Below are 17,245 nucleotides of genomic sequence, written 5' to 3' on the forward strand. Positions count from 1 at the left end.
GGCCTAGTCGTCCTTGTCGTCGCGCGTATCGTCTTCGCTCTCTGCGTCGATCACCGACTTCTGCCCCGCGGACTCCCCGGCCAGCGCCAGGAGCTGGGCAAGACCGGCCGGCATGTCGGCCTGCTCGATGCGCAGCTTCATCTTCAGGAGCATGTCGACCGACCGGCGGTCGCCGGGGCGCTGCTCGCGGGCGAAGGCGGCGCGCAGGGTGGCCGGCGGCTCGCCCAGTGGTCCCTGGCGCTTTGTGGTCATCAACTGGTTGATCTCGGCCTGGCGCTGCGGCAGCGCCTCGGTCTGGATGATCTTCACGGTGTAGTCCAGTTCCGCGTCTTTGATCTGCAGCGCCGGGATCGGCAGCATGGAGAGCAGCGGGATCTGCACCTCGACCTCTTCGTCGGTCCCCTCGGCCGTGCTGCGGCGGCGCTTGAAACGGGCCATCTGCAGGTCGCCCAGTTCGCCCATGCCCTCGCCGTTGCCGACGAAACCCACCGAGCGGATGAAGCGGGCCGTCGCCATGGCCGACTGCGCCTCGGCGTCGACGAGGGCATGGATCGGCGCGCCGATGAGCTGGGCCAGCGACAGCACGGAGCCCTGCGGGTCCGGCAGGTCGCCGCCGGAAGACGACGGGCCGCCGCTGCTACCGCCGCCGTCATCACCCCCACCAGGCGGCTCGCCGTTTCCGGCGGGTGCCGGCACCGCCGCTTCCTCCGGTGTCTCGTCAGACATCGCCGCTCTCCTTTCTGCGCGCGCCTACTCGGACGTCAGGGCGTGGCGGGTCGTGCGGTCGCCCACCTTCACCTCCGTCCAGACCATGTTGCGCACCACGGCCTTGATCTTCACGCTGGACAGGGCCGCATCGCTCAGCTGGGAAAGCTGCCCGCCCTCGACCATGATCTCGAGACGGGTGTCGCTGTTGCCCTGCCAGATGGTCTTGATGGGTTTGGCCATCGCCGCTACCGCCTGCTTGACGGCATCGTCGCCGATGATGGGCAGGATCAGTTCGCGCAGATCGCTCTTCATCTGCTGCTCGGCTTCTTCATCGCGGGTGAAGTCTTCCTTGGCGAAGGCTTCCATCGCCCAGCGAAAGGGCCGCTCCAATTCGCCCAGGACGAGGGCGGCATCGAAGTTGCCGTCATCGTCGATCATGTGGGTGTAGGACTCGATGAAGTAGCGCAACACCTTCTGGCGCATTTCGATGCGCAGAGCGGTGGAGTTGAACCCCTTCGTCAGGTACTTCCACCAGGTGTCGTTGAAAGCCCGGTCGTCCTGACTGCGCGCCCGCGCGATGTCGAGAAAGCTGGCGACCAGACGCTCCACCGAACGTTCGAAAAGGACGGCGGCGTTGGCTTCCTGGCTTTCGTTGTTCACTTCGCTGTCGGGCACGCCGGCAATGGAGAACTTCAGATCGATCTCCACCTCCTCGACGTCGGCGCGCGGTACCGGAAACTTGCGCAGAAGGTAGTCGTTCTCGTAGTAGCGCGCGATCGAGCGCGAGTAGAGATCGGCGCTGAAGCGCGCCTTCGCGAGATCCCTCAGGATCGCCCCGACGATCTGTTGCAGATCGGCCATCTTTGCCTACGCCGCCTCCCCTTCATGCGGACGTTACCCGTCCCTGGAGCGTCTTCTAGCCTGCGCTCCAGGCACTGTGCCATCCCCCGAGCCAGTCCAACAGCCGCCGCCAGAGGCGGGTGTGCACGGGACGGGAACGGGCAAGAGCGCTGGGGCGGCCCGGCAGACGGGCGGTTTCGGACGGCCCCAGCGCGATCAGTTTCCCTTGGAACCGCCCCCGGCGCCGCCGCCACCGCCAGCACCGCCGCCACCGGACTGATCGGCCACGGGCGGCGGCGCCTGGATGGTATCGGCCAGGATGTTCAGCATCTTGGCGAGGCCGGCCGGCAGTTCGTCCTGAACGGCATGGACGTGGACGTCGATGGTGGTCTCCACCGAGTACTTGGAGTTCTTGGTCGACTCCGAGTCCTTCTTGGAGGAGATCGAGGCTTCCAGGCTGGCCTTGAAGAAGAGGTAGCGGGCGCTGGCATTGACCTTGGCGCTCTTGCTGGTCGACTCCACCGTCTTGTCGGCGCTCTCCTTGCTGGAGGTGATGTTCGCCTTGAAGTCGATGGTCATCTCGTCGATGCGGATGAAGGGGATCGGCACGATGGTCAGCAGCGGCACCGTGATCTCGGTTTCCGTGCTGCCCTTCTTGGCGGTGAAGGTGATGTTCTGGACCGCGCCCTTTTCGTCGAAACCGATGGAGCGGATGAAGTTCACCGACGAGACGGCCGCCTTGGCCTGCGCTTCGATCGCCGCGTCGAGCGGGCCGCCGATCAACGACCCGAACGGTAGTGCCTGAAGTTCGCCTGCTACGGCCATAGTCTCCCCTCCGATGGCGAGCCTTTGGCAGACCGCATCCCCCTGCCCGCAAGGCGAACAGGCTCCCTGACGCTGCCGCGACGGCTCGGCTCACAACCCAGGGCCGCTCCTGCGGACAGCGATTTAATCTTCCGGAGGAATCGACCAACGATTCTCACAGCATAGCGACGTTTTCGCTAGGGGCCGTGACAAATAAGAGGCAGAGAACGGTGAGGGGAGTCGGGCTACGGCGCTCAGGCGGAGGCCGGCAGGATCTTCGTGCGGACGAGCAGGTGGCGCAGCGTGAACCAGCGCGGCGTCCGCGCCGCATAGTCGCGGTAGGCCTCGCCGTGAACGCTCAGCAGGTGATCCTCTTCAAGACGCACCTGCAGATGCAGCACGACGACGCCGACCGCCAGACAGAGCAGCGTGAAGCCGCTGGGGAAGGCCAGGAAGAATCCGAGCTGGGCAACCTGGACGGCGAGGAACATCGGGTTGCGGGTCCAGGCAAAGGCCCCCGTGGTGATCAGGGGCGGCGGACCGCCTGCGGTCGCGAGACCGGAGCGCCAGGCATCGCCCATGGTCAGGTTCAGCACCACCACCACGGTAAAGGCGCCCACCATCACCGCCACCCCGGTCACAACAACAACGGGGGTCATCAGCCAGGCACAGGCCAGCAGATAGCCATCCAGCGATGGCCAGAACGCACGGGCCAACATGGCCAGGGTGATGGCGGTGCGGAAGAAAACGAAGGTCTTGGCCAGCAACCAGGGCCGGCTGCCGACGGCGCCGTGGGAGACCGCCGAGTGGCCCAGGGCCGAGCGGCGCGCCGTCAGGCGCAGCACATAAAACAGCGCGACGCCCGGAAAGAAGAGCGCCAGGAACCAGCGCACGGCATCCAGTATCTGCGGCTCTGCCACTTTGTGAACCCATTTTGATTGTCGGCAGGATTATAGCAGCAACACACCATCGAAGCATTAGAAGATGGTTAATTAACAAGGAAAGGGTTGCGGATCAGGCCTTTACCCTGGCCATCTCCGGGTCGATCAGCGGCTGGAGGTGCAGGCGGCAAGGCAGCCGTTCGCCGGCAACCTCCAGGGCGTAGTCGCCAGCCTCCAGATAACTCCGGTCGATCGGTGCCTCGGCGCGGACGTAGCCGTAGCCGATCGCCTGCCCGAGACTGTGACCGAAGCCGCCGCTGGTCAGCCAGCCGGCGCGCTCACCGTTGCGGTAGATGGTCTCCCGCCCCAGCAGGACCACAGCGGGATCGTCGGGCACGAAGGCGGCGAGGTGCTTCTTCACACCGGCGCTGCGCTGCGCCTCCAACGCCGGGCGGCCCCGGAAGTCGCAACCCCTGCCCAACTTCACCGCCCAGCCCAGCCCGGCCTCCAGCGGCGTGTGGTCCGGCCCGATCTCCGCACCCCAGGCCCTGTAGCCCTTCTCCAGTCTCAGCGATTCGATGGCCCGGTAACCGGCGTTGCAGAGCCCCGCAGTGTCACCCACCGTCCTCAGTGCCTCATAGACAGCGACCATGGATTCCGTGGGCACGTGCAGCTCCCAGCCGAGCTCGCCGACATAGGTCAGGCGCAGCGCCCAGACCGTGGCGCCGGCGATGGGAACGGCCTGGGCCGTGGCGAAGGGAAAAGCGGCGTTGGAAACGTCCGCCGAGGTCACCGCCTGCAGGATGTCCCGCGCCCGCGGGCCCATCAGCGCCAGCACACCGTAGGCCGAGGTCACGTCCAGCAGTTCGGCGCGCATGCCCGGCGGAATGCTGCGGCGGATCCAATGGAAGTCATGGGTGGCAAAGCCGGTGCCGGTGACGATGTAGTAGCGGTCGGCAGCCAGGCGCGTCACCGTGAGGTCGCATTCGATACCGCCGCGGTCGTTCAGCATCTGGGTGTAGATCACACGGCCCGGCGGCCGTGCGACGTCGTTGGCGCAGATCCAGCCCAGCGCGGCCTCGGCGTCCGGGCCCTGCAACAGAAACTTGGCGAAGGAACTCTGGTCGAAGAGCGCCGCGGCCTCGCGCGTTGCCCGGTGCTCGCGGGCGACGGCCGCAAACCAGTTCTGGCGCCCGAAGCTGTAGACGTCTTCCGGCACCTCCCCCGCCGCAAGGTCGGCGAACCAGTTGGGCCGCTCCCAGCCCATCTTCTCGCCGAAGCAGGCACCCTGGTCTTTCAGGATCTGATAGAGCGGCGAGCGCCGGCAGGGCCGCGCCGAGCCGTGCTCCTCATGGGGCCAGGCCATGGTGTAGTGCTTGGCGTAGGCTTCCAGCGTGCGCCGGCGCACCCAGTCCGTATCGGCATGGGGCCGCCCAAAGCGCCGGATGTCCACCGGCCAGAGATCGAAAGGCTGCTCGCCCTTGGCGACCCATTCCGCCAAGGCCATGCCGGCACCGCCGCCCGAGGCGATGCCGAAGGCGTTGAAGCCGGCGCCGACGAAAAAGTTCGCGAGCTCCGGCGCCTCGCCGAGAATGAAGTTGCCGTCGGGGGTGAAGGACTCGGGTCCGTTGATCAGTTGCTTTACGCCGGCGCGCTGCAGCGCGGGCACGCGGCCGAGGGCCAGTTCCATCATCGGTTCGAAGTGATCGAAGTCGGAGTCCAGCAGGCTGAAGTGAAAGTCCGGCGGGATGCCGTCCACCGCCCAGGGAATCGGGTCGGGCTCGTAGCCGCCCATCACCAGGCCGCCCACTTCCTCCTTGTAGTAGGTGAGCCGGTCGGGATCGCGCAGGGTCGGCAGGTCGCGGGTCACCCCCGCGATGGGCTCGGTCACCATGTACTGGTGCTGGACCGAAACCAGCGGCACCGTGACCCCGACGGTCGCGGCCAGCGTCCGCGACCACTGCCCGGCGCAGCAGACGACTTTCTCGCAGGCGATTGTCCCCTGCGGAGTCTCCACGCCGGCGATGCGGCCGCCGTCGTCCAGCACGATCCGGGTGACCGGCGTGTCTTCCATCAGGGTCACGCCGGCCTGCCGGGCGCCCTTCGCCAGCGCCAGGGTGATGTCGGAAGGGTTGGCCTGGCCGTCGCTCGGCAGGAAGGCCGCGCCCACCACGTCGTCCACGGCCATGAGCGGCCAGAGGTCCTGTGCCTCCCTGGGTGTCAGCAGCGCCATCTCCAGGCCGAAGGAATGGGCCGTCGTCGCCTGGCGCTTCACCTCGGTCCAGCGTTCGTCGTTACAGGCCAGGCGCAGGCCGCCGTTGCGCTTCCAGCCGGTGGCCTGTCCCGTCTCCGCCTCCAGGCGGTCGTAGAGATCGACGGAGTAGCCGAGCAGCTGGGTGATGTTGGCGGAACTGCGCAGCTGGCCGACCAGCCCGGCGGCGTGAAAGGTACTGCCGGAGGTGAGCTTGTGCCGCTCCAGGAGCAGGCAGTCGGTGATGCCGAGCCTGCCCAGGTGATAGGCGGTCGAGCAGCCGATGATACCGCCGCCGATGATGATGATCTTCGCGTCCTTCGGCAGCACCGCCCACTCCCCGTCCGGCAAACCGCCGGGAGTCTGCCCTGCCCGGCGGCTCCCTCGCAAGGCGCCCAACGCCAGGGCCTTGACTCTGCCTGAAGTTTTTAATAACTATATAGTTATGGAACAAATCGGTTATGGAAATCAGCCTGAGGCACTCGATGCGGTCTTCGCTGCCCTGGCCGACCCGACCCGGCGGGCGATCCTGATCCAGTTGGCGGCCGGCGAGGCCTCGGTGAAGGAAATCGCCGCCCCCTTTGCGATGAGCCAGCCCGCCGTCTCCAAGCACCTGGGCGTGCTGGAGCGGGCCGGGCTGATCGAACGGGCGGTCGACCGGCAGCGCCGCCCGGCGCGCCTGAAGGCCGAGCCCATGGCCGCCGCCGTGCAGTGGCTGGAGGAGTTCAAGCGGTTCTGGTCGTCCAGTTTCGATCAGCTCGACGACCTGCTGGAAGAACTGAAGCAAGCCGACAACAGGGGGACCGAGCGTGAGTGATCTGCCGACCTATGTGCTGGAGCGCGTCTTCAACGCACCGCGGGAGCTGGTGTGGAAGACCTGGACCGACCCGAAACTGCTGCCGCGCTGGTACGGGCCGCAGGTGGAAACGATCATCCACCGGCTGGAAGTCAAGCCCGGCGGCCTGTGGCTGGTCGAGATGCGCTGGGGCGGCAACGCGCACTTCCAAAGGGTCGAGTACACCGAGGTGACGCCGCCCGAGCGGCTGGTCTGGCTGCATTCCTCTGCCGATGCCGAGTGGAACGTCGTCGCCTCGCCGATGATGGAGAACTGGCCGCGGGTGCTGCTGACCACCGTGACCTTCGAGGAGGACGGCGCGCGCACGAAGCTGCGGCTGACCTGGGTCCCGCACGAGGCCAGCGCCGCGGAGATCGCCTGCTTCGCCGAAGCGATGGCGGGCGCCGACAAGGGCTGGGCTTCGGGCATGGACCTGCTGGAGGAACTGCTGGCCGAACTGCAGGCCGAAGCCGTTTAGCAGACTGCCAAAAAAGTCGGCTCGATGACTGACCTCATGCTGAGGAGCCCGGTTGGAACAAGGGGGCGTCTCGAAGCATGAGGTCAGTCATTCCAACGCCTTGCCTCACCCTGAGGAAGCCCCTTTCACGTCCAATTGGGGGCTGTCTCGAAGGGCAAGGCAAGGCCTTCCGAGCGCATTCTCGACAGCCTGTTAGAGCGCAGATCGCCTAAAGCGCCGTGAAGGCCTTGTAGGCGCGCTCAAAGCGCCGGCGGTTTTCCGCCGTGTAGGCGGCATAGTCGAAGTCCAGGGTTGAATGGATCTCTGAGACCATGGACCAAAGGGTTTCGCGCAGCAGCGATGCGCACTTCATGGCGCTGAAGCGGCGGTAGAGCGTCTCGTCCGCCGGTGCCTCGAAGTAGCGCTCGAGCAGGTGGCGTTCCAGGTCCCGGTCGAGCCCGCAGTTGGTCGCCAGGTTGGCAAGGTCGAAGAGCGGCGATCCGAAGCCGGCGTAATCCCAGTCGATCAGCCAGAGCCGGTCGCCGTCGTCGAGGATGTTCCCCGGCAGCAGATCGTTGTGGCAGAAGACCAGATCGATCTTTCCGACGGCGACCTCCAGATCCTCGGTGATCTGCAGCAGCTCCGGCAGGTCGGCGCGGTGACGGCTTTCGCCCTCTTCCAGCGTGCGGCCGTAATCACGCAGCACGTGGAAGGGCCAGAAGGTCAGCGCCGGGCCGCGGAAGGCGCGCGCCACCTGCCAGTGCACCTTTTGCAGCAGCGGCACAAAGCGGTCCAGCATCTCTGCCGTACGCAGGTCCGCCTCGCCCAGGGTGCGGCCTTCGACGAAGCGCACCACCAGCACGCCGCGCTCGGCATAGATCACCTCCGGCGACACCCCAGCCGCCGCGGCGGCGCGGCTGGCCGCGGCCTCGTTGAAGCGCATGACGTGATGCACCGGGATGTCGTCGCCGAGACGCACGACATAGCCCGCATCCCCGTCGACCACATGGAAGTTGACATTGGTGATACCGCCTTCCAGACGCCTCGGCTCGACGACGCCGGACCAGAGCGGCAGCTTGCGCACCCGCTCCTTGAGGGCATCCTCTGCTACTGCGGCGGTCATGAGCGGATCTCAGTCAACAGAGGCTTCAGGCAAAGGGCTGCGCCAGGCGCTGCCTGCCGGTTACCAGCCTGAGGGTGGCGTTGAGCGTCGCCTCGTCGTTGTCGAAGCCGCCGTGGGTGGTGCTTTCAGACGCGGGCTTGAAGGCCGCCGGCAGGTTGAATCCGCGCACGACAGACTTGCCGTTGTCGAAGACCGGCTTGCCGAGGGCGCGGCGCGCCTTCGCGCCCACCCCGGCCTCCAGGAAGGCCTCCATGCCCAAGAGCGGCGTGCCGCGCTGGGCCTCGAACGCCTCCGAGACCAGGTAGAGCAGGCTCTTGTGGTAGACCGGACCGACCGAGTCGTCGCGCTCGGTCGCGTCGGTGAGATTGAACACCGCACAGCGTTCGACGGTCTCACCGAGTTCCTTCAGGATGGTGTCCTCGAACAGCGCAGTGGAACAGGCAGGCGCATAAAGCGTCAGCGTCTTCACCGAAAGGTCCAGCGTCTTGAGCACCGGGATCAGGTGGGCGAGGAAGATGCTGCCGGCGCTGTGGCCCACCAGATGCAGCTCCGCCTTGCCGTCAAGTTCGGCAAAGCAGGCCTTGATGCGCGCGGCGGTATAGCGGGCGCCGCCTTCGGGATCGACGGAGGCCAGGGCGGCGTTCTGCTTCATCTGGTTCCACACCGGCTTGCCGAGGCCGCGTGCGCCCAGTTCCACCCCTTCGTCCACCAGGTCGAAGAAGCGCTCCTTCAGTTCGCGGCGCCAGCCCTTGAAGCGGCCCTTGCGGAAGGCGTCCTCGACGATCCCCGAAACCGCATCGCCGAAGCCGGTCTCCCACATGAAATGCAGGGGGTAGATCTGATTGGCGAGGAAGGTGGGCCTGAGGCTGGCGATGCGGGCGGCGGAAGCCTTTTCGCTGTTGAGCCCGCCATGGCAGTAGACCAGCAGCTTTTTAGGCCCCTCCCAGGCGGCGGAGGTCTTCTTGAAGCCCTCCAGCACCACCTCGTCGACCTCCCGCTCGTCGCTGGAGTAGAGGCCGGTGGAGGAGAAGCGCCCGTCGTTACCGAGGTTGACGAAGTGCGGGCGGATGTTCTCCAGCACCACCGACTCATGCGGGATGTAGTCGAAGTCGGCAACCCGGCCGCGCAGCCGCGTGCCCTCTTCGGCCAGGGCCGCGGTCGGCACGCCCAGGCGCGCCACCCAGCAGTCGTAGCCGTTCTCCAGCCAGTCGTCGTAGCCCAGGTGGCAGAAGCCCTTCAGCCCCCAGGTGGGACCCCAGGAATTCTGCACCCAGAAGCCGCGTTCGTCGTAGCCGACGATGGCGAAGGCATGGCCGCCGACCTTGGTGCTGCGGTAGGGGATGCGCCCGCTGCGCTTGTCCACCTCGTACCAGCCCTCGTGCACGGCGGCGCTGGCGTAGAGAATGCCCACCTCGTTGAGGGCCGACTGCATCTGGTTCAGGTGCAGGTGGCGGACGCGGTAGTAGGCGCCCAGGGGGTGCTTCAGGGCGGCGAGCTGGCGCTGCGGCGTCAGGCGCCCGGGATCGTCGGCCTCGTAGGGCCAGTCGCCCCAGGTGCAGACCCCGTGGCGCGACCAGCCCTTCATGGCGCCGCGGATGGAGGAGCCGTCGTAGTTCTCGCCCTCCCACTCGTCGTAGCGCTTCGCCATCTCGTAGAGCATGCGCGCCGAGGCACCGTTCTTCTGGCTGCGATACCTGCGGCGCCTGGCCTCGGTGAATTCGCTGCGGTTGTAGTGGAGGAAGTTCACCACGGCGGCAAGGCCGAAGCCGGTGCAGGCCCCCTCGCGCCCCTGGTCGAGCACCCGCGGGACAGAGGGACGGTGATCGAGGGTGAAGGGCAGTTCCAGCAGGCTGCTCTCGTAGATCAGGTCGCGCAGGTCGAGCGGATCCTTGGTGACCCCGGTAAAGGCGCGGCGCTCGTCGTTCGCGGAGCCCGGCATGGCACACCCCCCGTTGCGTGTCGGCTGAAGCGTTCAGTCTCCGCCCATCCAAGCCGCGGCGTCAATGGGGCCATCTGCCAAGCAGGCGATCTTTGGAGTTACGACACCGCGGCGCTGCAGAGGCCGCCCGCGAATCTGCCCTAGAGTCGGGGATCCACCGGCTCGCTCTCGAGCGCCAGAACCGCGAAAACGCATTCATGCACGCGGCGCAGCGGCGCCCGTGCAACGAAGCGGTGCAAAGCCTCCTTGCCCAGGGCGAACTCACGCAGCGCGAGGGAGCGCTTTCGCCCAAGCCCGCGCTTGCGCAGCCTGGCGATGTTGGCCGGGGCGTCGTAGTCGGGGCCGTAGATGATCCGCAGGTACTCCTTCCCGCGGCACTTCACCGCGGGCTGGACCAGCCCGCGCGGCCCGCGGGCGACGAAGTCCAGCGGCTTGACCACCATGCCCTCGCCCCCGGCCCCGGTCAGCGCCGTCCACCAGGCCGTCGCCTCCGCTTCGGCCGCCGTGTTGCCGAGATCGACGAAGCGGTGCGCCGTCGCCATCAGCAGCGGATCGCCGTTTGCCGTCAGCCGCTCCAGTTGATCCATGTGCCAGCGGTGGTCCTTGTCCATATAAACCGCCCCTTCGCTGGCGAGCAGGTGGAAGGGAGCGATGCGATAGTCGTCCAGGCTCTCCACCGGCCAGCAATAGCGACGATAGGCTGCCGCGTAGTCCGCCGCCCGCCCAGCGCGTTCGGAGACGGTTCCCTCGAAGCCGTCCAGATCGACGCCGCGGGACACTGCGGTCTTGAAGACCGATTCCTGGGCCGCCAGCGAGAGCCGGGCCGCCGCGCCCACCGGGGCATACTGCTGCCGCAGCAGGGACTGCGCCTTGGCCGACCAGGGCATGATCTCGGCATCCAGCAGCAGCCAGTCCGTCTTCAGCTTCGCCCAGAGCCCGGCTGAAGAGACCGCCGAGCGCAGGCGCGCCAGCACGGCCTCTGTCTTGTCCTGATCGAAAAAGAAATCGCGGCCCGTGCGCGAGTAGATGACCCCGGTCTCATTGCCTTCGGTACCGAAGCGGGCCTGCGCGGCTTCCGGCGAGCGGCACAGGGCGATGACAGCGCGGGAACCCATGTGCTTTTCCTGACACACCACGGTGGCGACGCCCTGCTTGCGGAAATAGGCAAAGGCTTCCGCCGGATGCTCCAGCATGCCGTCTTCCTCGGAGGTCTCGGACGGCGACATGGTCGGCGGCAGGTAGACGAGCCACTTCGGATTGATGGCAAAGCGGGTCATCGCCTCCAGGGCCGCGGCGGCCTGCGCCTCGTTGACCGTCACGCTGCGCTGCAAACCGGTCTGGATGATCCGCTTGCCGCGAACATCGTCCAAGTCCAGCATGTCGTCGTCGATCGCCTGAGCGCTGCGCTGGTCCTCAGGGCCTTCCAGCGGCCTGACCGGTGCGAAGTAGGTCTGCGCTGCGGGCACGGAAACCAGCTCACACTCCGGGTAGCGCAGCGCCGTCAGCTTGCCGCCGAAGACACAGCCGGTATCGATGCAGATGGTCCCGTTCAGCCAGTCAGCCTCCGGCACCGGCGTATGGCCGTAGACCACCATCGCGTCGCCCCGGTAATCCGCTGCCCAGTTGTAGCGGACCGGCAGGCCGAAGTCGTCGGTTTCTCCCGTCGTCTCGCCATACATGCAGAAAGAGCGCACGGCCCCGGAAGCCCGTCCGATCATGTCCTGGCGCAGACCCGCATGGGCAACGACCAGGCGGCCATCGTCCAGCCAGTGATGGGAAAGAAGCCCGTCGAGAAACCGCCGCACCGTCTCGCGGAAGCCCTCGGTCTCCGCCTCCATCTGCGCCACCGTCTCCGCCAGCCCGTGGGTCAGCTTTACGTTGCGGCCGTTCAGCCAGCGCAGAAACTTGTTCTCGTGGTTGCCCATGACGCAGAAGCCGTCGCCCGCGGCCATCATCGACATGACGAGCCGCAGGACATCGGGCGAGCGCGGTCCGCGGTCAACGAGGTCGCCGACGAAGACGGCCCGGCGCCCCTCCGGCGGGGTCACGGTGCAGCGGCGCTCCTCGCCCTCTCCCTCAAAGCGCACGTCGTAACCGAGCCGGGCCAGAAGGGCCTCCAGCTCGTCGCAGCAGCCGTGCACGTCGCCAATAATGTCGAAGGGCCCGGCCTCGCTGCGCTTGTCTGTCCACAGGGGCTGGCGGGTCACCATCGCCGCCTCCATCTCCGCGACGCTGCGGAACTCGTGAACCTGCCGGAAGCCTTCTTTCGGGAGCTTGCGAATGCCGCGTTTCAGGGCGCGGATGTGGTTGCGCACCACATGGGGGCCGAACTGCCGGTCCGCCCTTTCCGCATTGCGGGCGTGGCAGACGTCCTCCCCCGGATTGAGCACAATAGCGACCGGCAGGGCATGCTGCCGGCGCGCGATGCGGACGTACTCGGCGCGGTCCTCGCTGCGCACGTTGGTTGCGTCGATCACGGTAAGACGGCGGCCCTGCAGGCGCTTTTCCGCGATGAAATGGACGAGGTCGAAGGCCGGCCCGGTGGCCGCCTGGTCGTTTTCGTCATCCGCCACCATGCCCCGGCAGGCATCGGAGGAAATCACCTCCGTCTCCAGAAAGTGCTTGCGGGCAAAGGTGGACTTTCCGGCCCCGGACGGGCCGATCAGAACCACGAGACAGAAATCCGGCAAGGCGATACGGGTCACGGGGCGCTCCGCTCGAAGACAGCGAGCTGCGTCGGTGCGCCAAGCTCAGAATGCGTTTCACCGATTCCGTCAAACCGAACCTCGTAGCCGAAGCGGCCGGCGACACCTTCGGCCCAGTCCTTGTACTCTTGCCGGGTCCACTCGAAACGGTGATCGCCGTGGCGCAGCGCACCCGGCGCCATTCCCTCGAACAGGGCATTATACTCGCGGTTCGGCGTGGTCACGACGACCAGGCCCGGCGCCATGCCGCCGAAGACTACACGCTCCAGGGCGTTGTGCCGGTCCAGGTCGACATGCTCGATCACCTCGACCAGCGCCACGGCGTCGTAGCCCTCCAGTCGGCGGTCGCGGTAGGTGAGAGCGCCATGCAGCAGCTTCATTCTTGCGGCCTGACGTTGCGGCAAGCGGTCAAGCTTCAGACGCTGCTCGGCCCGCTCCAGGGCGACGATGGAGGTGTCGACCCCGACGATCTCCTCGAACTGCCGATTCCGCATGAGCTCCCGCAGCAGGCGGCCCTGGCCGCAGCCGAAATCGATCACCCGCTTGGCGCCGGCGGCCGCCAGAACTTCGGCAACCCTGGCCATGCGCTGATCGTTCAGACGGATCGGCTTTTCCAGGTCCTGCTCGCGGGCATCCTGCGCCTGCGGTTCGCCGGCTTCCGTCTCGGCGTCGGTTTCGCTGAGGCGCGCCAGCGCCTCACGGACCAGGCTCTCCCTGCGTTTCAGGGATCGCTTGACGATAAAGTCGCGCTCCGGGTGGGCCTCCAGCCAGCCTTCGCCTTTGGCGACCAGGGTTTCCACCTCGTCACCGGCAACATAGTAGTGCTTGGCATTGTCGAGGACCGGGACCAGGACATAGAGGTGCGTCAGCAGTTCCTTGAGGCGCAGCGTGCCTTCCAGGTGCAGGGTGATGTAAGGGCTCTCGCCCCAATCGGGCAGGGCCGGATCCAGCGGATGGTTTGTCACCGTGACGCGGTAGCCAAGCGGCTCGAAGAGCCGCTGCGCGATGCCTTCGCTGCCGCGCGCGGCCAGGGGAACCACCGTCGCCTCCAGGGGCAGAGCCGCCTGCGCCAGATCCGGGCGATGCTTCGACCGCCCGGCAAAGGCGGTGTTCAGCGAACGGGCAATGGCCACCGAGAGGAAGGAGGAGGCTGCATAAGGGCGATCGTTGACGTAGTGGTCGTGCAGACCCGGCGCCCGCCCCGGCTTGCGCACGAGCCCGATGGCATCGACGTCGACGGCAAGAGCAAAGCGGCAGCGGTCCTCCTCCGCCTCGGGAAAGCACATCACCGCTCTGCCGAAAGGAAGCGGCTTCTCGTGGCAGCGCGCCGGATTCTTGTGCAGCAGATATCCCAGGTCCGTGGCGGGCCTGTGCGTTGTCGCAATGGTCAAGAGCATCAGGCCCGCCCGCCTTTCCGGTCTTCGCAGACCAGATCCCGGAACAGATTGTCGGCCTCAGCAGTCAGGTCCGGCGACACCGGAACGCAACCGGGCAGGGCCCGTTCGGCCCGCGCCATCTCCTCCTCAATGAGAGCGTCGAGCACCACAAGGCGCGGACCCTCGCCCAGCTCGCGGCTGCGCGCTTTGCGGGCCAGCATCTCGTCCAGGAAGTCCGAGAGGCCGGCCGGCAGGTCGAGCCCGGACCGCAGCTCGGCGAAGCTCATCGGCAGCGCGCGTTCCGGGTGACGGCGCAGCCACATCAGCGCCAGGGCCGGTCGCAGGGCGTAGAAGTACTTCTTCAGCTGCACGCGGTCCTGGTCCTCGATGAAGCGGCGGTACTGGCCGCGGCAGAGGTGCAGGTAGTGATAGGCCGAAGGGCGCCGGTGCGCCGTCTTCTCCGCCAGGTCCAGCAGCTTCACCATGGCTTCCCCGTCGGCACGGTAGACGATGGGCGACCGCAGCCACTCCAGCAGCACCGGGTTGGGCTTCAGCAACAGGGCCAGGGCCTTGCGCAGATCCCAGCCGTTGATGTCGAGGTCGCCCTCGATCGGCAGCTCGATGACGTCGCGGCGCTGCTCGATGGAGAGATACCACTCCGGCCGGTGGACGTAGACAAAGCGCACGTCGTAGTCGCTGTCCGGCGAGGGGAAGCCCCAGGCGCGGCTGCCGGACTCGATGGCGAAGAGCAGACGCACGTCGTGATCGCGCTCGATGGCATCCAGCCGCTCGGCGATCAGGGCGCGGGGCTCCGCTGCAACGGGGGCATAGGCCAGCGCGGTCATGTCTTCCTCCTCTTTCCCAGTCTTACTCTCTGCTCGATCTTTTTCTTCCGTAGCCCGGGGCCGGCGGCTGGGTGAGAACCGCCGGCCCCGTTCCGGGCCGGCGATCCGCCGCCGCCGGTCCGGGTGTCACCCTTTCACGCAGACCACCTGCTTCAGGGTGTGTTCCACCGCCACCAGGTCGCGCTGGGCAGCCATGACGGCGTCGATGTCCTTGTAGGCCGCGGGGGTCTCGTCGATGACCCCCTGGTCCTTGCGGCACTCGACGCCCTCGGTGGCGGCGGCGTGGTCGGCCAGGGTGAAGCGGCGCTTCGCCTCCGACCGGCTCATGGTGCGGCCCGCCCCGTGGGAGCAGGACTGGAAGGACTCGGCATTGCCAAGGCCGCGCACGATGTAGGAGCGCGCGCCCATGGAGCCGGGGATGATCCCCAACTCGTCCTTGCCGGCCCGGACCGCACCCTTGCGGGTGACCCAGACCTCCGCATCGAAGTGCCGCTCCCGCGCCACGTAGTTGTGGTGGCAGTTCACGGCTTCCTTCTCGACCCGGAAGGCCGGGAAGTGGTTGCGTAGAACCATGAGGATCCGCGCCATCATCACATCGCGGTTGGTGCGGGCGAAATCCTGCGCCCAATGCACCGCCTCGACGTAGTCCTCGAAGAGCGCTTCGCCCTCCTCGAACCAGGCGAGGTCGCGGTCCGGCACCGCCGCCGCCCCGTCGCGCCGCAACAGGGCTTCCCGCGCCTCGGCAATGAAGTAGCTGCCGATGCGGTTGCCGATGCCGCGGCTGCCGGAGTGCAGCATCACCCAGACCCGGTCCTCCTCATCGAGGCAGATCTCGATGAAGTGGTTGCCGGTGCCAAGCGTGCCGAGGTGGATCACGTGGTTCGCCCCCGCGATCTTCTCGTGCTTGGCCTCGATGGCGTCGAGCCGCGCGGCGAGGCCCGAGGCCGCGAAGCGCTTGCCCACCGCATCGGGGATGCCGTCCTTCCAGCCGCCCTTGACGCCGATGCCGCCATGGGGCACGGCACGCTCGATATCGCTGCGCAGCGCCGCCAGGGAATCCGGCAGCTGCGCGGCGGTGAGCGAGGTCCGCATCGCCATCATGCCGCAGCCGATGTCGACGCCGACCGCCGCCGGGACGATGGCGCCCTTGGTGGCGATCACCGAGCCCACGGTGGCGCCGCGGCCGAGATGCACGTCGGGCATCGCCGCCACGTGGGAATGGATGAACGGCAGGCGTGCGATGTTCTCAAGCTGACGCCGCGCCGCATCCTCCACCGGGACGCCCTTGACCCAGGCCTTCACCGGGGCGCGCCCGGTCTGAAACTCCTCGTATGCCGCCATCTCTTCTCTCCTCGTTCTCATTCTGGCGGGTCCTCACGTCTCCCCCTGTCCGGCCAAGGGGCGGGCACTGCAAAAGAAAAACCCTCCCGTGGCTTCTGCCGCGGGAGGGTCCTTGGTGTCTTGAACCGGTGGCGCTGTTTCTACAGCAGCTCCGGCAGGCCCTCCCTCAGGCGCAACAGAGTGAACGCACGATCGCCACAAGCCATCCAAGGCTTGGCGCTCTGTACGCTCGTCTGATTAATGAGGTGGACCCGTTTCATCGTACGTCTGTCTGTTGTTTGTCTGATACCGCTTTGGATTCTTTGCTCTGCGGCACGGTCGCGTGCCGCGAATTCCGGAGACGGTTATGATCGTTTCGGCTGCGGAAGTCAAGGAAGCCCACCGGACCGGGCCGCAAACTCACACTTATGTTCATGGCATCGCTGCTGCGCACAGATCGACCGCGCACGCAGGAATGCGAATTTGAACGGCGTTCACCGGCTGTGCTAACGAGAGAGCTTCCAAACCGACTCGGCCGGAGATTCTGTGGGACGCCGTTCCGATCATTCGCGTGAAGAGCTGGTGACCCTGGCGGTGGAGGCCGCGCGGGCGATCATGGTCGAAGAGGGCGTGGCCCAGGTCTCCGCCCGCGCCATCGCCAAGCGCATCGGCTATTCGCCGGGCACGCTCTATAACCTCTTCGAGAACATCGACGCCATCGTCTACCAGGTGAACGCCGGCACCCTGCGCGAACTGGCCGCCTTTGCCATGGCGGCTCTCGCCGACAAGACCGATTCCCTGGAGCGGGCCGTCGCCCTGGGCCGCGCCTATGTCGACTACGCCGCCGAGCACCCGCAGCCCTGGCTCGCGGTCTTCGACTTCCGCCCGGCCCCGGACAGCAAGCCGCCGCCGCTGTTCGAGGAGGCAGTGGCGCTGCTCTTTGCCGTGGTGGCCGACTGCCTGACCCCGTATTTCGCCGCGGGAGAGGAGCGGCTGCGCGATGCGGCGGGCCGGGCGCTCTGGTCCGGCGTGCACGGCATCTCGCTGCTGCACGTGACCGAGCGCCTGAACCAGCCGGAGGGCATGACCGCCGCCGACATGGGCGAGCTGCTGATCCGCAACTTCCTGCGCGGGCTGAAGGCGAAACCGGACTGACAGGCC

14 protein-coding genes are annotated in these 17,245 nt (G+C 67.0%); 3 read left to right on the top strand and 11 right to left on the bottom strand.

The annotated features are described in order from the left end of the window. Positions 1-3 precede the first annotated feature (3 nt). The 5 genes from ACO06P_RS12020 to ACO06P_RS12040 form a co-directional block, all read right to left on the bottom strand. Positions 4-726, bottom strand: coding sequence for a DUF2589 domain-containing protein (locus tag ACO06P_RS12020; protein ID WP_420345485.1), 723 nt, complete (start codon positions 724-726; stop codon positions 4-6). Positions 727-750: 24 nt separating this feature from the next. Beyond that, positions 751-1,569 (bottom strand): hypothetical protein, encoded by an 819-nt coding sequence (locus ACO06P_RS12025; RefSeq protein WP_420345486.1) that lies wholly within the window; start codon positions 1,567-1,569, stop codon positions 751-753. Positions 1,570-1,764: 195 nt separating this feature from the next. Continuing rightward, positions 1,765-2,373, bottom strand: a complete 609-nt coding sequence (locus ACO06P_RS12030) for a DUF2589 domain-containing protein (RefSeq protein ID WP_420345487.1) — start codon at positions 2,371-2,373, stop codon at positions 1,765-1,767. A 233-nt stretch (positions 2,374-2,606) separates the two neighbouring features. After that, complete coding sequence (locus tag ACO06P_RS12035) at positions 2,607-3,272, bottom strand: methyltransferase family protein (RefSeq protein ID WP_420345488.1); 666 nt, start codon at positions 3,270-3,272, stop codon at positions 2,607-2,609. Positions 3,273-3,366: 94 nt separating this feature from the next. Further along, positions 3,367-5,814: a GcvT family protein gene (locus tag ACO06P_RS12040; RefSeq protein ID WP_420345489.1), complete on the bottom strand. Its 2,448-nt coding sequence runs from the start codon at positions 5,812-5,814 to the stop codon at positions 3,367-3,369. Positions 5,815-5,929: 115 nt separating this feature from the next. Between ACO06P_RS12040 and ACO06P_RS12045 the strand changes: the two genes are divergently transcribed. Both ACO06P_RS12045 and ACO06P_RS12050 read left to right on the top strand, forming a co-directional pair. Further along, positions 5,930-6,301, top strand: a complete 372-nt coding sequence (locus tag ACO06P_RS12045; protein WP_420345490.1) for an ArsR/SmtB family transcription factor — start codon at positions 5,930-5,932, stop codon at positions 6,299-6,301. Next, complete coding sequence (locus tag ACO06P_RS12050) at positions 6,294-6,797, top strand: SRPBCC family protein (protein WP_420345491.1); 504 nt, start codon at positions 6,294-6,296, stop codon at positions 6,795-6,797. The genes ACO06P_RS12045 and ACO06P_RS12050 overlap by 8 nt, the downstream gene beginning before the upstream one ends. 208 nt (positions 6,798-7,005) lie before the next feature. On the opposite strand, the gene ACO06P_RS12055 is transcribed toward ACO06P_RS12050, so the two are convergent. The 6 genes from ACO06P_RS12055 to ACO06P_RS12080 form a co-directional block, all read right to left on the bottom strand. After that, positions 7,006-7,899 (bottom strand): phosphotransferase, encoded by an 894-nt coding sequence (locus ACO06P_RS12055; protein ID WP_420345492.1) that lies wholly within the window; start codon positions 7,897-7,899, stop codon positions 7,006-7,008. A 25-nt stretch (positions 7,900-7,924) separates the two neighbouring features. Continuing rightward, positions 7,925-9,838 (bottom strand): C1 family peptidase, encoded by a 1,914-nt coding sequence (locus tag ACO06P_RS12060; protein ID WP_420345493.1) that lies wholly within the window; start codon positions 9,836-9,838, stop codon positions 7,925-7,927. 140 nt (positions 9,839-9,978) lie between these two features. Next, the gene (locus tag ACO06P_RS12065; RefSeq protein ID WP_420345494.1) at positions 9,979-12,543 is read right to left on the bottom strand and encodes a polynucleotide kinase-phosphatase; all 2,565 of its coding nucleotides are present in this window, start codon (positions 12,541-12,543) and stop codon (positions 9,979-9,981) included. Next, complete coding sequence (locus ACO06P_RS12070) at positions 12,540-13,940, bottom strand: 3' terminal RNA ribose 2'-O-methyltransferase Hen1 (protein WP_420345495.1); 1,401 nt, start codon at positions 13,938-13,940, stop codon at positions 12,540-12,542. The genes ACO06P_RS12065 and ACO06P_RS12070 overlap by 4 nt, the downstream gene beginning before the upstream one ends. After that, positions 13,940-14,764, bottom strand: coding sequence for a nucleotidyltransferase domain-containing protein (locus ACO06P_RS12075; protein ID WP_420345496.1), 825 nt, complete (start codon positions 14,762-14,764; stop codon positions 13,940-13,942). Before ACO06P_RS12075 ends, ACO06P_RS12070 begins: the two co-directional genes overlap by 1 nt. A gap of 126 nt (positions 14,765-14,890) precedes the next feature. Next, positions 14,891-16,105 (bottom strand): RtcB family protein, encoded by a 1,215-nt coding sequence (locus ACO06P_RS12080; RefSeq protein WP_420345497.1) that lies wholly within the window; start codon positions 16,103-16,105, stop codon positions 14,891-14,893. 525 nt (positions 16,106-16,630) lie between these two features. Here ACO06P_RS12080 and ACO06P_RS12085 point away from each other — a divergent pair. Beyond that, complete coding sequence (locus ACO06P_RS12085; protein ID WP_420345498.1) at positions 16,631-17,239, top strand: TetR/AcrR family transcriptional regulator; 609 nt, start codon at positions 16,631-16,633, stop codon at positions 17,237-17,239. Positions 17,240-17,245: the final 6 nt, after the last annotated feature.

It is taken from the genome of Pelagibius sp., from assembly GCF_965227505.1.
Classification (GTDB): Bacteria; Pseudomonadota; Alphaproteobacteria; order Kiloniellales; family Kiloniellaceae; genus Pelagibius.

What these genes read in the sequence shown, in the direction of transcription:
- ACO06P_RS12060 (WP_420345493.1), bottom strand. Translation starts at nt 9,838, where the DNA reads ATGCCGGGCTCCGCGAACGACGAGCGCCGCGCCTTTACCGGGGTCACC.
- ACO06P_RS12070 (WP_420345495.1), bottom strand. Translation starts at nt 13,940, where the DNA reads ATGCTCTTGACCATTGCGACAACGCACAGGCCCGCCACGGACCTGGGA.
- ACO06P_RS12020 (WP_420345485.1), bottom strand. Translation starts at nt 726, where the DNA reads ATGTCTGACGAGACACCGGAGGAAGCGGCGGTGCCGGCACCCGCCGGA.
- ACO06P_RS12025 (WP_420345486.1), bottom strand. Translation starts at nt 1,569, where the DNA reads ATGGCCGATCTGCAACAGATCGTCGGGGCGATCCTGAGGGATCTCGCG.
- ACO06P_RS12045 (WP_420345490.1), top strand. Translation starts at nt 5,930, where the DNA reads ATGGAACAAATCGGTTATGGAAATCAGCCTGAGGCACTCGATGCGGTC.
- ACO06P_RS12075 (WP_420345496.1), bottom strand. Translation starts at nt 14,764, where the DNA reads ATGACCGCGCTGGCCTATGCCCCCGTTGCAGCGGAGCCCCGCGCCCTG.
- ACO06P_RS12080 (WP_420345497.1), bottom strand. Translation starts at nt 16,105, where the DNA reads ATGGCGGCATACGAGGAGTTTCAGACCGGGCGCGCCCCGGTGAAGGCC.
- ACO06P_RS12030 (WP_420345487.1), bottom strand. Translation starts at nt 2,373, where the DNA reads ATGGCCGTAGCAGGCGAACTTCAGGCACTACCGTTCGGGTCGTTGATC.
- ACO06P_RS12055 (WP_420345492.1), bottom strand. Translation starts at nt 7,899, where the DNA reads ATGACCGCCGCAGTAGCAGAGGATGCCCTCAAGGAGCGGGTGCGCAAG.